Origin of the sequence: Acidithiobacillus albertensis (assembly GCF_001931655.1) — a bacterium.
GTDB classification, from domain to species: Bacteria; Pseudomonadota; Gammaproteobacteria; order Acidithiobacillales; family Acidithiobacillaceae; genus Acidithiobacillus; species Acidithiobacillus thiooxidans.
This window is the reverse complement of sequence record NZ_MOAD01000001.1, coordinates 1,267,642-1,282,814: the sequence shown is the minus strand read 5'-3', so window position 1 is coordinate 1,282,814 and position 15,173 is coordinate 1,267,642. Positions and strand designations below refer to the sequence as shown.

Sequence of the window (15,173 nt, the reverse complement as noted above, 5' to 3'; positions counted from 1 at the left end):
CATGCTTGTAAAAACAACAGCCGAACAGCATCAACCCAGAAACCCGATATTTTCCAAGGAGCGCAGACGTCTGGCCCAAGCACGCTTCGCCACTGTGCTGAAAATTCTGAATGAGCCAAGGCGCTGGATATCGGTCTGGTTTCTGTCCTACGCCCTTCTCGGCGCCATTTCATCTGGCCTCCTCCCCATCCTGTTACCGTTGATGATTGTTGGTTTAACCCATCATCTCAGTTGGGTCGCCTATGTAATGGGTGGGTTTAATCTGGGACTTCTGAGTTCACCCCTCTGGGGCTTTCTGGCAGACAGCAAACAATGGCATCGACCGGTCTTTTTTACCGGGTTTTTGATGCTGATCATCGCCCTTGCGCTCATGCCTTTTCTTCCGGGGCTTTTGCCCTGGAGTCTGCTGGCACTACTGGCAGGGGCTGGTACCTCGGCCGTGGCCACCGTGGCCAGCTTATTCATTGTCGAATTTGATCCCAAAGACCACTGGGAGTCTCGTCTTGGCTGGTTGCAGACTTTTAATGGTGCCGGACAGGTGGTCGGCCTACTGGTTGCCAGTGCTTTTGTGGCCAATTTCAAGATGGGTTTAATCTGCTCGGCAGTGGCATTAATTCCAGCCATATGGCTGGGCGCCAAAGGTCTTCCCGCTGCTGCAAAACGTTTTGACTGGCCTGCAGAAATTGGCAACCAGATGCGTCGGGAAATAGATTGGCGACTGCTGGCCAATTTTGGGCGTCCCGAACTGTTGGGAGGTGGGGTAATGCGCTTTTCCCATCATTTATCTCTGCGGGGTGGCAAACGCTTTAAGGAAGTCTTGTCCACCCGTTTCGGACGTTTTCTGTTCTCCTGGTTTGCTGTAGCTTTCGGCGTTGCCGCCTTTTTTGCCTATTTCCCCGTAGCCATGCAAAAAGCCTACAGCGTGGCCCCCGCCTTGACTTCCAGTGTCTATGCAGTGACGGCTGCCGTTGCCCTGATTCTCTATTCTGTGGGCGGACAACTCTCGGGAAAGTTTGGCGCCGGACGGGTATATCGCTGGTCGCTCATCGGACGACTGCTTGGGTTTACCCTGCTGTTGGCTGTCTTTTTTACGCCCATTCCCAAAACCTTCGTGGCTCTGTTGGGTTTTGTCCTGATTATTGCCGTATGGCCTTTGCAAAGCATCTCGGGCACTACTCTTACAGCCCGTCTGACGCCGTTCAGCCAGGGTGCCGCCATGGGTTTATTTAATGCCAGTGGCGCGGTAGCTACCGTGCTGGGTACTTTTCTGGGCGGACCGCTGGTGCAGTTCATCGGTTACCCCGCACTATCTGCCATGGCCATTGTGGGGATTATTCTCGGTTGGTTAAGCGGACATAATCTGCAGGCAGAAAATGTGTCACTCGCAACAGAGGCGTCAGCCAACGCAACTACGCGATCTACCATATAAAAATGGAAGACTGTTACAAGAAGTCTGACTGAACATCTAAACGAAAAATATGCAATTCCGGAGAAAATTATTCACTATCTTTCTTATCGCCCACATCCGGTAAACGGCGGATCACACGCTGAAAGAAAAAATTATTGGGGATGACGACCACCGCGCCATCGTCCTGTTTGAGCTCGGTAAACATCAGGTTTTCTTCAACCACTTCACCGATGAGTGCTTCAGGGAAAATTTCGATACGCTGACCTAAACGTAAGGGCTGCCAGAACCAGATAAAAAACCGCGCGGTAATATTGCTGACCATCGCCCACAAAGCCAGCATACCCACACCGATTACCGCCAGCAGACTGACAAAAGTCGTCCATATGGCAGTCACATCCACCGCCCAGACGCGCAACACCACTACCCAAACCAGAAGCCATAAAAACCAGGTAGTTATGCGTTTAAAAACGATGCCATAACCATGGGAAATGGTGCGCCGTGATCCCAGAAAAGACAGCAGGTGATTGATGGCTTTACCGTACCAATGCAAAATGACATAGCTGCCCAGTATAATCAGTACCGTATAAATCGCTCTATGCAATAGCCATTCGGGATCTACATCAATCCCGTATACTGTCATTACCATGTCCTATCCTTGCCGGGTATTTTATAGGCGCACCTTAGCCGAGGTGCTAGTATATGGCAACAAACAAGGCAAGGAGTAAGCATTGAAACTCAGTAAAATCAGTAGTAACAGCACCATCGAATTGGCGCTCTGGCGCGGTCGCGACTTGCTGTCCCTGCGGAATATCGCCCCGCGATTGACCCTGATGGATTTGCTCGGCGCGAGTGCCAGCCTGCGCAATGATCTGGAACAACGACTTAATCGTGCTCATGCCCAGGACCTGCTCGATCCCACGCAACTGAATTTTCTGCCTCCCTTACCCGAAAACTGCAAAATCCTCTGCGCAGGGCTGAATTATCAAAGTCATGCCACGGAAGTCTCTGCTCCACCAGCGGAATATCCCAACTTTTTTATGCGTTACGAAGATACTCTGGTGGGACACGGTCAAGCCCTGCGTATCCCTTCCAGCTCCCGGGAACTGGATTACGAAGGAGAACTCGCTGTGGTTATTGGCAAGCCCTGCTTCGGGTCCATGAACGATGCACAAGCACTGGATTGTGTGTCAGGTTACACCATTTTCAACGATGCCAGCGTCAGGGATTTCCAGTTTCGCGCCAGTCAGTGGACCCTGGGCAAAAACTTTCCTGCTACGGGCGGATGTGGGCCTGTGGTAGTCAGTGCCGATGAACTTCCCATGGGAGCCAAAGGCCTGGCCTTGCAGACGTTGATTGATGGTACGGTCATGCAGACCGGCAATACGGCCGACTTGATTTTCGACGTTGCGGCGCTAATTCGTGCCCTGGCGGCAGTCACGCCCCTGCGTAGTGGAGACCTGATCATTACCGGAACACCGGCTGGTGTAGGATTCACCCGCAATCCGCCGCGTTTTTTACAGGCCGGTGAACACTGCGAAGTTCGTATTGAAGGCATCGGGTCGCTCATCAATCCGGTCTCGGCAAATTAACCAGGCATGCAGCCTAACGATTGCGCATAAAATCCGCCGTGCGCTGCAAGGCGGTCTGTAAATGCGTATACACTTCGGGTGGCATGTCCTGTTCCTGCATGGAGCGCAACATGCAGGCCATCCACTGATCCCGCGCCTGATCATCTACCGGAAAGCTGGCATGGCGCGCCCGCAGGCGGGGATGTCCAAACTTTTCGACATACAAATCCGGTCCCCCCAGCCAGCCTGAAAGAAACAAAAACAGTTTCTCCTTGGATTCGGTCAGGTCAGCCGGATGCATTTCCCGCAAAGGACTGCGCCATTGGGCTTCACTGTCCATCAAGTCATAAAAACGATTGACCAATGCCCGGATCGCGCTTTCGCCGCCCAACAGAATATAAGGAGAAGTTTCAGGTTCAAGAATCACAAATCACTCCAGATAAGTATAACCATGCAGACCATCGGCAAATTGTTGCAGGAAAAGATGCCGTTGCTCAGGGTTGAGATGGGTACAATGATCGACTTTTTTCTGGTAACGCGCCAGTAAATCCGGAGCAGAAAACTGCACGTAATTCAATACCGATTCTACGGTATCTCCGGCCACAGGCTGCTCCAGAAGAACCTGACCCTGCGCATTACAAAGCACATTCACCGAATCCGTATCGCCGAAAAGATTGTGCATATCACCAAGAATTTCCTGATAGGCACCCACCATAAATATACCCAATATATAGGGCTTGTCATTTTGCACGGCATGAACCGGCAAGGCCGGCGTCAGGCCTTCTGCGGTCACATAGGCGTCAATCCGACCATCGGAATCACAAGTAATATCTTCAATCCGGGCGCGACGTTTTGGTTCTTCATTTAAGCGCTGAATGGGCATAATGGGGAAAATCTGATCTATCGCCCAGACATCCGGCAAGGATTGAAATAATGAAAAATTCACGAAATATTTATCGACAATTTTTTCATCCAGTTCATCCAGAATATCCCGATGCGCCCGATTATGGGGGTCCAGAAAGCGACGCACCTGCCAGATAACGCGCGCGTAAATTTCTTCCGCCTGCGCTCTTTGTTCAATATGCAGCAGACCAAGATTAAATTGTTGATGTACTTCACCCAGCAGGTAAATGGCTTCCTGATAAACCTCCAGGGCATCTGATGACTGGGCATTCTCCAGGCGTTGGAGCAGACGTTGCCATTCCTCGGTGATTCCCTGCGCGGCAGTTGGAGACAAGGGCAGCTCTCCTGCTGCCATTTCCACATCTGTCACATTCGTCAACAAAATGGCATGGTGAGCGGTCAGAGCCCGGCCCGATTCCGAAATCACATGGGGCTCCGGCAAATTTTCCTGACGGGACACCTCAGCCAGGGCACTGACAATGGCATGTGCATAATCGCTGACATGATAGTTGGTCGAGCAATAGGCACGCGAATGGGTTCCTTCGTAATCCACCCCCAGACCGCCGCCTACATCCACGACTTCCAGGGCCGCGCCCAGACGCCGCAACTCGGCATACAGTCGCGCGCACTCGCGCATACCACCTTTAATAAACTGAATATTGGGAATTTGCGAACCCAGATGAAAATGCAGTAACTGCAGACTTTGCAGAGCGTTCTCCCGGCGTAGATGTTCAAGCAAATCGAGAATATGCGCGGTGGACAAACCAAACTTGGATTTTTCCCCACCCGTGTTTTGCCATTTACCCGCCCCTGCCGAAGCCAGCCGGGCACGAACGCCAATGCGGGGTTGCACACCAATATCCCGGGATTCACTGAGGATGAGCGGTAATTCCGATATTTTTTCCACCACCAGATAAACCCGCAAGCCCAGCTTTTCGCCGCTCAAGGCCAAACGAATATACTCGCGATCCTTATAGCCATTGCAAATGACTGTTCCGCCTACGGGCATTAAGCCCAGCACGGCCAGTAATTCCGGCTTGCTGCCTGCTTCAAGACCCACATTGCCTGAGCCCGCCCGTAGAATTTCTTCCACAACCCGACGTTGCTGATTGACCTTGATGGGATAAACCGGGGTATAGCCCCCCTGATAGCGCGTATCCTGCATGGCGGCCGTAAAGGCGCCACGCAGTTTTTCTACCCGGTGACCGAGAATTTGTGGAAAACGCAGCAGACAGGGCAGCCCCAGGGAGTGTTCTCCCAATTCGCTGGCCACATCAGCCAGTCCAATCGCCGGACTGTCCGCACGCGCATCGGGCCGCACCAGCATTTGCCCGTCTTCGGCGATGTCAAAATAACCCTCGCCCCATTGCTGAAGATTGTAAAGATGACGACTATCGGCCACCGTCCAGCTCATGCCCGCTCTCCCCCTCAAAAGCCTAGCGCAGTCTAAGGGTTCTGCAGGCCACCCGACAAGTCATCTATAGAGCTTCGTTGGCAAAATCCGCCAGTCTTGAGCGTTCGCCACGGCGCAGGGTAATGTGGCCGCTATGTGCCCAATTCTTGAAACGATCCACCACATAGGTCAGACCCGAAGTGGTCTCCGTCAGATAGGGCGTATCAATCTGGGCAATATTGCCCAGGCAGACAATTTTGGTGCCGGGGCCTGCCCGGGTAATCAGGGTTTTCATTTCCTTGGAGGTGAGATTCTGGGCCTCGTCGATAATGACAAATTTCTCCAGAAAAGTGCGCCCCCGCATGAAACTCATGGATTTCACGCGAATGCGTTTGTTTAGCAAGTCCTGGGTCGCACTGCGCCCCCAACTCCCGGCTTCATCGCTGCTGCGCGCCAGAATTTCCAGATTGTCTTCCAGCGCACCCATCCATGGCTGCATTTTTTCTTCTTCAGTCCCCGGCAAAAAACCAATTTCTTCGCCTACTGGTACCGTTGCCCGGGTAATAATGACTTCCGAATAGCGTTTATGTTCAAAAACCTGATCCAGAGCGGCCGCCAGGGTCAGCAGGGTTTTTCCGGTGCCGGCATGACCCAGCAGGGTGACAAAATCAATGTCCGGATCCATCAGCAGATTCAAGGCAAAATTCTGCTCAGGATTACGGGCGACAATTCCCCAAACGGCATGACGATCATGACGATAATCCGTGATCCGCTCGATGATGGCATGTTCAGGATGCACTTCGCGGACAATAGCCGAGAATTCATCGGCATCCGCCTCCCCCTGATGCAGGGCAATAAATTCATTGGCATGCCAGTGCTGAATGGCAGGACCACTGATTTTATAGAAACTGCGCCCGCTTTCCTGCCAGGCATCCAGATCGCGACTGTGCTGATCCCAGAAATTTGCACTGAGAATTTCCGAGCCTGTGTACAATAAGTCCGCATCTTCCAGGGCACGGTCATTTTCGTAGTCTTCCACGCGGATACCCAGGGTCCGGCCCTTGATGCGCAGATTGATGTCCTTGCTGACCAGAATGACATCTTTCTCAGGGTGACGATTTTGCAAGGCCAAAGTGACCGCAAGAATTTCATTATCGGCCTTACCACCCGCCAGATCTTCCGGCAAAGCCTGCTGGTAGGCGGCCGTCTGAAAAAACAGACGGCCCTGGGCGTAGGGCAAAGGCAGGCCCTGATCCAGATCCGCCGTATCCGTCAGCAGTTCATCCAGCCTGCGACTGACCTGACGGACGTTACGAGCCTGCTCGCTGAGTCCTTTTTTATGTTGATCCAGCTCTTCCAGAACAATCATGGGAAGCAGAATGTCGTGTTCCTGAAAGCGGAACAGCGACGCTGGATCGTGCATCAGGACATTGGTGTCGAGAATATAAAGCCGTGGTTTTTGGGGATCGTTGGCAACCGCTTTGCCGGCACTCATGGGAGTTTTTTGACAATATCAAGTATCGCCGCCGCATGACCTGCCGCTTTGACCTTGCGCTCCACATAGGCAATTTTGCCTTGCCGGTCAATAACAAAGGTGCTGCGCTCTACGCCAATACTGACTTTGCCGTACATGTTTTTTTCCTTGAGCACATCAAAAGCGGTGCAGAGGGCTTCGTCCGTATCTGCCAGAAGCGGAAAAGGGAAATTGAACTTGCAGGCGAATTTTTCATGGCTGGCCAGACTGTCGCGGGAAACGCCCAAAACTTCTGCGCCAGCCGCCTGAAAATCAGGATAAAGGGCAGTAAATTCCTGGCCTTCTGTGGTGCAGCCGGGAGTATCATCCTTGGGATAAAAATAAAGGACGACAATTTTGCCGTTGAGATCGCGCAAACGGATTTCTGAATCCTTGCCATAAGCAGCAGCATGAAATTGCGGGGCATCTTGACCAACGGCGATTTTTTCTGAGGACATGGAAGACTCCTGAGTGAACCTGTTGAAAATCTAGCGCGGCTGATGCCCTGATGTCCAGCCATTCCCCGGATCACGGTCGGACTTGCACCCATGCAGGGGCTGCTCTAGCATGAACCCATGAAAAATCATGTTCATGATACGCCCTCCCCCACGCACAGCGATGCAGAAGTGACTCAGCTATTGCGGGACGCGGGGCAACGCGTCACCAAGTTACGCGTTGCTGTTTACAGGACGCTCCTGGACGCCGAGCAACCCCTGAGCCATCCCGAGGTCCAGCAACGTCTGGAATCAAGCATCGCGAGCCCGGTAGATCGGGTCAGCTTATATCGCAATCTGGAGTGGTTAGTGGATATCGGCCTGGCCCACCGCATTACCGCAGATGATAGGGTCTGGCGTTTCAGTGCCCGACGACTGGAACAATCTAATCAGCATCCCCATTTTCACTGTGTTTCCTGTGGACAGGTTTTTTGTCTTCCGGAAAGCCCGGTCTCCACGCCCACTCTTCCCAAGGATTATTCGGTCATCGAAATGGAACTGGTGGTGAACGGTGTCTGTGCCCATTGTGGTAAAAACAAAACCCCCGATTGATCGTAATACGAGGGCTAATATCAGTCTGATTTTCATCCGTCGATCCTCCATGAATACTCCCTTTGCACAAAGCGAGGGAAATGGGAGGATGGCCGTTAGTCTCCCGGCAATGACTTGCAGAAATCCGTGTGTATAATACACACCATGACGAGCTCAGAACTGATCAAATGCCTGGAGTCGGCGGGATGGTTGCATCGAAGTACAAAAGGTTCGCATCACGTCTATGTGCATCCCGATCGCCCAGGGCATCTTTCGATCCCGCATCCACGTAAAGACCTGGGCACAGGATTACTCCACAAACTTTTGAAGCAGGCAGGACTTAAAGAGGGCAACTGCAAATGAGATACCCAATCGCTATTGAATCCGGGGATGAGACCCATGCCTTCGGGGTAGTAGTTCCCGACTTGCCGGGCTGCTTCTCTGCCGGGGATACCCTGGACGAAGCCATCCAAATGGCCAAGGAAGCCATCGAACTGTGGCTGGAGGTGCAGATTGATGAGAGTGGAGACATTCCAGAACCTAAAGCCATCACGGAGCATCAGGCTAATCCGGAGTTTGCTCACTGGATCTGGGCGCTGGTGGATGTGGACCCGGCGCTCATCTCTGACAAGGCGGAACGAGTCAATATTACTTTGCCTGCACGAGTGCTGCGACGTGTAGACGAGGCTGCTAAAAGCCGTCACGAGAGCCGTTCTGGTTTTCTAGCTCGCGCCGCACTGGCGACATTGCGGCGCGAGGCCTCTTAAATCTGCTACAAATTGGGCGACAAAATGGGGTATTCGTAATTTGTTGTGTATGGCGCCTCAGCTGGATCATAGCTCATTCAGGTCGTGTTTGTGTAATTACACCTATGCCCCACCCCCGCCCTCACTCCAGATTTCTGCCTGAGCTCTGGAAACTAGTGGTGCCTGAAAACGGCAAATATGCTTACCCCCCTTGGGAGTGGGCACCATGAGTAATGCGCCCGAGTCGATATCTTCCGGATTAGTCATCTGATTAATCTGCATGAGATGGGCAACAGAACTGTGATACTGCTGGGCAATTTCTGCCAGATTCTGGCCAGGCCTGATGGTGATGGGCATGGTCGGGCCATGATGGCAGGCAGGAGCCACATCCAGCTCCTGCAAGGCATGACGCATGGTCACCCGAAATACGGGTGCCGCTTCTATGCCCCCAAAATTCCATTTGAAATGACTACCGCGCAGGGAAACGGCCATCACCAGTTGTGGATGATTGCCGGGAGCAAAGCCGACAAAGGTGGCATTGGTGGTATGTCCATAAAAGCCGCCATGACCATTGGCCATATTGGCTGTACCCGTCTTGCCCGCTACATGATAGCCCTCAATGGCCGCCAAGATACCTGTTCCTCCCGGCTCCGCCACACTCTGCAGCCAGACTCGCAATTTTTTGGCCACCCAGGCAGGCATAATTCTCTTGGCGACTGGTGCCTGCCCCATGACCAATTCCGGTCGCATATGGTAGCCCCCGTTGGCAAAGGCGGCATAAGCATCTGCCAATTGCAGGGTGGTAACACTAACCCCATAACCCAAGGCAATGGTGGCATGGCGCGCCAGACTCCAGCTATGCCAGTTGGGCAGTACCCCTGAAGTCGCATCTACGAAACCGAGATCGGGTTTGCGCCCAAAACCGGCGCTACGGTACATATTGTAAATAATCTGCTCGGGGGTTTTGAGTGCAATTTTGGAGGCCCCAATACAACTGGAATATTTGAGAATATGTTCAATATTCAGGATGTGATGGCGCACATCATCCGTGATGGCATAACCGTCTACTATCAGCGGATGAAAAACATTGAATCGGGCAGCAGGCTGAACACTGTGGCTCGCCAGGGCTGCCGCTACAACAAAGGGTTTCATCACTGAACCCGGTTCAAAGGCCTGATGCACGGCATTATTGGTATAGTCGGCAGGATCCATGCAGGAACCCTCTGCATTGGGATTGCAACTGGGTGCACTGACCATGGCCAGAATCTGTCCGGTGTGCACATTCATCACCACCGCAGATCCATCTTTGGCGTGAAAATGATGCAGTGAACGGGTCAGGGTAATATAGGCCCAATATTGAATCTGGGGATTAATGGTGAGCTGCAGGGGATGCCCAAAATGCGCGAGTTTTTGCACTTTGGCCACATGCACTATCTGACCATGTCCATCCACCAGTGCCAATTCCTTTCCGGGATGCGCCCTGAGCCAGGTGTTGTAACCACGCTCCAAACCTGCAGAACCCTGGTGTGCCTCATCCACCAACCCCAGCAGGGGGGTTGTCACCGCGCCCATAGGATAATAACTGCGGCTGGTATCCTGTACATAAATGCCCGGCACCTGCAGCTTTTGTAGAGCCGTTCCGAACTCCGGAGCAACCTGACGTTCAATATAAGCATAATCTGCTCCTCCGCTGGCCACTCGACGGGCAAAACTGGCTTCGGAGAGATGCAGGGCATGACTGAGTTCTGCCCATTGGTCGTGGTGTTTATCCAGAATGGCAGGATCCGCCCAGATGGTAACCGCATGCACATTTACCGCCAGAGGTTCACCATTACGGGCTGTGATGATTCCCCGACTGGCTGGCAAAGGAATAGTCCGTAAATAGCGCATCTGGCCCTGCTGACGCAAGGTGGACTGGTCCAGAATCTGCAGATAAATATCGCGAATCAACATAACTGCAAAAGTCAGTAACAGGAAGATGATGACCAGACGCGCCCGTCCTGCGGGCAGGAATTTTACGGGTCTATCCATTGACAATACGGTTCAATAACAACAAATAGTTCTACCTGAAAGCATTGGAGCAGTTAGTCGGCGTATAAGCTTAATATGATATGTAGACAATGCAAAAGTTCCCGGCAACCCGCTTGGCAGTAAGCTATGGAGGATCAGCACCATATTTTTGATATGATAAGCGCCGCAATGCTGACCCCTACCATGGAGACCGCCTGCTGATATGGCCTTCAACAAAACGCTTAGTCTGTCCCGTTTTTATTTTTTATGCGGCCTGTTGTTTCTGGGTGCTTTTATCCTCTTTGCCTACCATAGTGGCAGCGGCAGCCTCTGGGATATTGATGAGCCCAATAATGCCCAGGCGCTCAAGGAAATGTTTGCGCAGCATAATTTTGTGCTTCCCCTGTTCAACGGGACCCTGCGCGTTGCCAAACCCGCTCTGAATTACTGGCTCATGTGGGGTGGCGTGGAAGTGTTCGGGATGAACAGCTGGGGTTTGCGTATGGGTTCGGTGTTGGTGGGAGCGCTGTTTGTCCTGTACCTGACTGTCTCCACACGGCGTCTGATAGGCAGCGGTCCCGCTTTGCTGACGGGCCTGGTGGCTGCCACTATCTTGCATAGCCAGATCATTTTCCGGGCGGCGGTACCAGACCCTTTATTGATTTTATTTGTCAGCATGAGTCTGATCAGCTATTTGCACGCCTATCAATTCCCGGAGACACGCAGCTTCAATATTTTACTCAGTTATGCCGCCATGGCCCTGGCCACTGTGGATGAAGGACCGATAGGCTTCCTGATTCCGGGGCTGATTATTGTGGTTTTTTTATTGTTGCGCGGTAATCTCCCCTATTTATGGAAAGAAGGGCGCCTGCAATGGGGCTTACCTTTGTTTTTGCTGATCGGCCTGCCCTGGTATGTTGCCGTAGGGGTAGAAAGCCACTGGAGATGGGATCTGGGCTTTCTTTTGCGGGCCAATATCAGCCGGTACAATGCTGAAATGCAGGGGCATCAGGGCCCGTTTTTTTATTACCTGCTGACCATTCCCCTCGCCCTGCTCCCCTGGTCCGTATTTCTCCCTCAGGCAATGCGACCTCTGTGGCGCAAACGCAAGCAACTGATCCGGCAATATCCTGTAGATACCTTTTTGCTCAGCTGGTTATTGGTGTGGGTCATTTTTTTCAGTATTTCCGCCACCAAACTGCCCAATTATGTCTGGGAAGCCTACCCGCCCCTGTTTATTTTTCTCGGAAGACGCTTTTACCAGGCCCTGTCCGGGGAAATACCCTTTCGCAGCCGGGGATTATATATGTCCTTGTCCGTACTTTTCAGCGTCGGGGCGGCTCTGGTCTATGCCGGCGCTATAATCGTGCCGGCAAAAATTCCTCCCCTGGGCTCGCTTTATTACCTGGGCTTACCCTATGCCGTGTCTGCCGTCCTTGCCGCGCTTTGGGTATGGAAAGACCAAGTTGGACGCTGGTTGATCACTCTGACCGCCGGGGCCGCCGCCTTGACTTTCGTGCTGATGACCTACACCGAGCCAGCATTGAATATTTTGAAGCCTTCTTACTTCATGGGAGAAAAAATCCGTCAGTACCAAGGTGATAAACCCTACAGTATTGCCGCCTGGCATTGGTTTCAGCCCAATTTTCTGTTTTATGCCGGACGTGGCAACATGATTTTGCACCGGCCCAGGCATATGGCGGAATTACAGAACATTCTGCGTCATAACCCCAGTCCCCTTTATCTGGTCTTGCCCAGTCGGGATGTTCCTGACATGCGCAGAAGCCTGCCGGATCATCTCCATATCCAAAGCATTTATGTCAGTTATGAGTTATATAATCACGAAAATCTGACCTTGTTACGCATCAGCCCGCAATCTGCTGTTTCCCTTCAGCACCAGGCCCCTTCGGGTTAATCTCGGGATTGGGTCCGGCGGAAGTGGAAAACGCCTGCTCTGTCAGATTTTCCTCGCCAGCCACCTGTTCCAAATTTTGGCGGGCAGGTTCAGGCAATAAAAAAGTCAGTGCCAATCCCGTCATACTGAATAAAAAAGTAAGCAGAAGGGTGTTTTCTATGCCCATCGCCTGGAGCAGAATGGGAAATAAAAACACCCCGATAAATGCGCCTACCTTGGCTGTCCCTGCGGAAATACCAGCGGCTGTAGTCCGTAAATGAGCAGGATAAATTTCTGAGGCCAGGACAAATGTAGTGGTATTCGGGCCAAATTCTGCAAAAAAATAACTGATGGCATACAAGGCAATAAACAGAGCAAATGCCCCGGCTATATCAGGAATCACGCCAATGGCGAGAAAAGCCATGCCCATGCAAAAAAAACCGATCAATTGCAGACGGCGATGACCAATACGGTCCAGAGTGAATGCCGCAAGAAAATATCCCGGCACTGCAGCAATTGCAAAAACAATCCAGCTCCAGGCAATATTGGCCATTAGCCCACCATGTGGGGCCAGCGCATGCATAATCATGGGCGTCGAAATAGTATTACCATAATAGGCATAATCAAAAGCAAACCAGGCCCCAGCCGTACCCAACAAATATCGCCAGTAATGTCTCAGTGACTTTGGAGAGGTAACCGATGAATCCGCGTTGTTGGGAGCTTTTGTGGCCCGATTCAGCCAACGCGGTGATTCCGGCATGCTGCGTCGCATCCAGTATGCACCAAGCGCAGGAAACGCCCCCAGCCCCAGCATGATGCGCCAGGCCAGATCATGGTCAATTTGTGCGGCCAACAATGCCAGGGCAATACCAGGGCCAATCAAAACGCCCAAAGCCTGAAAGGAAAAAGTCAGACCCACCAGCAATCCGCGATTATCCCGATTGGCATATTCGCTCATGATCACTGAAGACAAAGGATAATCTCCACCTACCCCCAGCCCCAGAATAAAACGAAAGATAATCAATGTGGTGATATCATTGGCGCAGGCAGATCCGAGTGCGCCGAGCACCATCAACAGGGCTTCAATACCGTATATTTTGCGCCGCCCATAAATATCCGCAATTCTACCAAACAGATACGCCCCAAATAGTACGGCGAGCAAAGAAACGGAGCCAATCAGGCCCATCATCAGGGCATCAGGATGCCATTCCTGACGAATCAGTGCCAAAGCGTATCCAATGATAAATAAATCGTAGGCTGCCGAAAAAAATCCCAGCCCGGCAGTCAACATGGTTTTTAAGTGAAAAAGCCCGAGAGTGGCGTCATTCAGCGCGGCAATGGACGAAACAGATGTATTTGCTGATTTCATATACCCCGACGGACGTATTTGGGCAGAACAGCGCTATTTACAGACCGGCAATGTTTTCAGCTGGCTGAGCACCTGCCCCGCGAAAATTACCCCCGCCGGATGCACCGGATAACCCGCCGTTTTCAGAGCGGTTACGGTCCAGGTATTGCAGGTATGAAAAGCATCATACGTACCCGGCGAGGCAAAAAATTTGCTGCGAGGATAAGGCCCGGCCCCAACAACTGTCAACCCGTCTGTATGGTTTACAGTCAGAAAGGCAGCTATATAATTATCCAGTCTGTGCAGATTTTCCGGAGTGACCGGTAACCACCGGACTTTAACACCCGGCAGATCGCTTGCTGCACTCAGATTTTCCACGGCTCTGATCAGCATCACGCTATGGGAAGGCAACAGGGCGCTGATTCCCTCCCAGACACTGGGGTTTTCGGCCATATAGTAGCGCCGGTTACCCCATCCAAAAATCCAGTCATGAGGCTTGACCCGAAAATACTGCGGTACAAACTTTAAGTCACCCTGCATTTCATCAGCAGGAATGATCAATCCGGTATGCCAGCCTATATCAATAACACCGATCTCAGATCTGTCGCGGGCACAAGCTGCTGTAGCCGCATGGCTGGAAACCGGCGGTAAGGCTGCACAACCGGCCAGGAAGGCCATCATGCCGATCTCCAGAAAAACTGGTCGCCAAGCGCTCACGCGTCTGCCAGTACCACTAGTTGGAGTCTGATAACATGGCATGATAGACAAAATCCACGCGCCGGTTGCGCTTCCAGCACTTGGGATCATTGGCGTAACAAAGCAGATTGTCCTTACCAAAGGAAACCATCTGAATTCTGCTGGCAGATACCCCGTCGGCTTCCAGCAGGCGCGCCACGGCTTCTGCACGGCGATTACCCAGAGCCAGATTGTATTCCTGGGTACCGCGTTGGTCACAATTACCTTCCAGACGTACATCTACATGGGGGAATTTCAATAAAAACTGGGCATTATCCAGGGCAATACGACGACCGTGGACATTGACCTGACTACTGTTCGTAGCAAAATGAACGCGCAGATGCGAGGGTAAGGCGGCCAGTTCAGCGTCAGACAAATACTTGTTCCGCCCCCCGAGGGGACCATTAATATCCTCACTCTGTACGCCTGGAGCCGCATAACGCTGGGTAGGTGGCTGGGTTATAACATGGGAAGGCACAGGTATGTGGGCGACCGGATGGGGTGAGACTTCCTGCGCGCATCCAGTCAAAAGCAAGGAAGCAGGCAATAGCATCCATAGCATATGCATAATGGGCAGGCGGACACGGAAACGTGGCATTTTTTCTCTCCTTGTGGCAATAGCCTTGTGAC

Annotated in this window: 15 protein-coding genes; 6 read left to right on the top strand and 9 right to left on the bottom strand. The window is 52.2% G+C overall.

Annotation, left to right across the window (positions count from 1 at the left end):
- The first annotated feature begins 1 nt into the window (after position 1).
- Positions 2-1,429 carry an MFS transporter gene (locus BLW97_RS06605; protein WP_143214859.1) on the top strand — a complete coding sequence of 476 codons (1,428 nt, stop codon included), beginning with the start codon at positions 2-4 and terminating at the stop codon, positions 1,427-1,429.
- A gap of 67 nt (positions 1,430-1,496) precedes the next feature.
- Here BLW97_RS06605 and BLW97_RS06600 read toward each other — a convergent pair whose 3' ends face one another.
- Positions 1,497-2,054, bottom strand: a complete 558-nt coding sequence (locus tag BLW97_RS06600; RefSeq protein ID WP_075322714.1) for a mechanosensitive ion channel domain-containing protein — start codon at positions 2,052-2,054, stop codon at positions 1,497-1,499.
- A gap of 82 nt (positions 2,055-2,136) precedes the next feature.
- Here BLW97_RS06600 and BLW97_RS06595 point away from each other — a divergent pair, with 82 nt between their 5' ends.
- Entirely contained in the window at positions 2,137-2,997 is an 861-nt protein-coding gene (locus BLW97_RS06595) for a fumarylacetoacetate hydrolase family protein (protein WP_024893741.1), read from the top strand.
- A gap of 13 nt (positions 2,998-3,010) precedes the next feature.
- Here BLW97_RS06595 and BLW97_RS06590 read toward each other — a convergent pair whose 3' ends face one another.
- The 4 genes from BLW97_RS06590 to BLW97_RS06575 all read right to left on the bottom strand — a co-directional run bounded on the left by BLW97_RS06590 (position 3,011) and on the right by BLW97_RS06575 (position 7,243).
- Positions 3,011-3,403, bottom strand: coding sequence for a group II truncated hemoglobin (locus tag BLW97_RS06590; RefSeq protein ID WP_075322713.1), 393 nt, complete (start codon positions 3,401-3,403; stop codon positions 3,011-3,013).
- A gap of 3 nt (positions 3,404-3,406) precedes the next feature.
- Positions 3,407-5,293, bottom strand: a complete 1,887-nt coding sequence (speA, locus tag BLW97_RS06585; protein WP_075322712.1) for a biosynthetic arginine decarboxylase — start codon at positions 5,291-5,293, stop codon at positions 3,407-3,409.
- Positions 5,294-5,357: 64 nt separating this feature from the next.
- Positions 5,358-6,767: a PhoH family protein gene (locus tag BLW97_RS06580; protein WP_075322711.1), complete on the bottom strand. Its 1,410-nt coding sequence runs from the start codon at positions 6,765-6,767 to the stop codon at positions 5,358-5,360.
- Positions 6,764-7,243 carry a peroxiredoxin gene (locus BLW97_RS06575; protein ID WP_010639104.1) on the bottom strand — a complete coding sequence of 160 codons (480 nt, stop codon included), beginning with the start codon at positions 7,241-7,243 and terminating at the stop codon, positions 6,764-6,766. Before BLW97_RS06575 ends, BLW97_RS06580 begins: the two co-directional genes overlap by 4 nt.
- A gap of 117 nt (positions 7,244-7,360) precedes the next feature.
- Between BLW97_RS06575 and BLW97_RS06570 the strand changes: the two genes are divergently transcribed.
- The 3 genes from BLW97_RS06570 to BLW97_RS06560 all read left to right on the top strand — a co-directional run bounded on the left by BLW97_RS06570 (position 7,361) and on the right by BLW97_RS06560 (position 8,577).
- Positions 7,361-7,831, top strand: coding sequence for a Fur family transcriptional regulator (locus BLW97_RS06570; RefSeq protein WP_024893737.1), 471 nt, complete (start codon positions 7,361-7,363; stop codon positions 7,829-7,831).
- A gap of 144 nt (positions 7,832-7,975) precedes the next feature.
- Complete coding sequence (locus BLW97_RS06565; protein ID WP_075322710.1) at positions 7,976-8,173, top strand: type II toxin-antitoxin system HicA family toxin; 198 nt, start codon at positions 7,976-7,978, stop codon at positions 8,171-8,173.
- A complete protein-coding gene (locus tag BLW97_RS06560) occupies positions 8,170-8,577 on the top strand; it encodes a type II toxin-antitoxin system HicB family antitoxin (RefSeq protein WP_010639110.1) in 408 nt (135 codons plus the stop codon). Before BLW97_RS06565 ends, BLW97_RS06560 begins: the two co-directional genes overlap by 4 nt.
- 102 nt (positions 8,578-8,679) lie before the next feature.
- On the opposite strand, the gene BLW97_RS06555 is transcribed toward BLW97_RS06560, so the two are convergent.
- A complete protein-coding gene (locus BLW97_RS06555; protein ID WP_075322709.1) occupies positions 8,680-10,587 on the bottom strand; it encodes a penicillin-binding transpeptidase domain-containing protein in 1,908 nt (635 codons plus the stop codon).
- A gap of 202 nt (positions 10,588-10,789) precedes the next feature.
- Here BLW97_RS06555 and BLW97_RS06550 point away from each other — a divergent pair, with 202 nt between their 5' ends.
- Positions 10,790-12,481 carry an ArnT family glycosyltransferase gene (locus tag BLW97_RS06550; protein ID WP_075322708.1) on the top strand — a complete coding sequence of 564 codons (1,692 nt, stop codon included), beginning with the start codon at positions 10,790-10,792 and terminating at the stop codon, positions 12,479-12,481.
- Here BLW97_RS06550 and BLW97_RS06545 read toward each other — a convergent pair.
- The 3 genes from BLW97_RS06545 to BLW97_RS06535 are packed head-to-tail and all read right to left on the bottom strand — an operon-like array spanning position 12,432 to position 15,141.
- Positions 12,432-13,829, bottom strand: a complete 1,398-nt coding sequence (locus tag BLW97_RS06545) for an MFS transporter (protein ID WP_075322707.1) — start codon at positions 13,827-13,829, stop codon at positions 12,432-12,434. The genes BLW97_RS06550 and BLW97_RS06545 overlap by 50 nt on opposite strands.
- Before the next feature lie 33 nt (positions 13,830-13,862).
- Entirely contained in the window at positions 13,863-14,489 is a 627-nt protein-coding gene (locus BLW97_RS06540) for a DUF2459 domain-containing protein (RefSeq protein ID WP_010639115.1), read from the bottom strand.
- A 52-nt stretch (positions 14,490-14,541) separates the two neighbouring features.
- Positions 14,542-15,141: an OmpA family protein gene (locus tag BLW97_RS06535; protein ID WP_075322706.1), complete on the bottom strand. Its 600-nt coding sequence runs from the start codon at positions 15,139-15,141 to the stop codon at positions 14,542-14,544.
- Positions 15,142-15,173 lie beyond the last annotated feature (32 nt).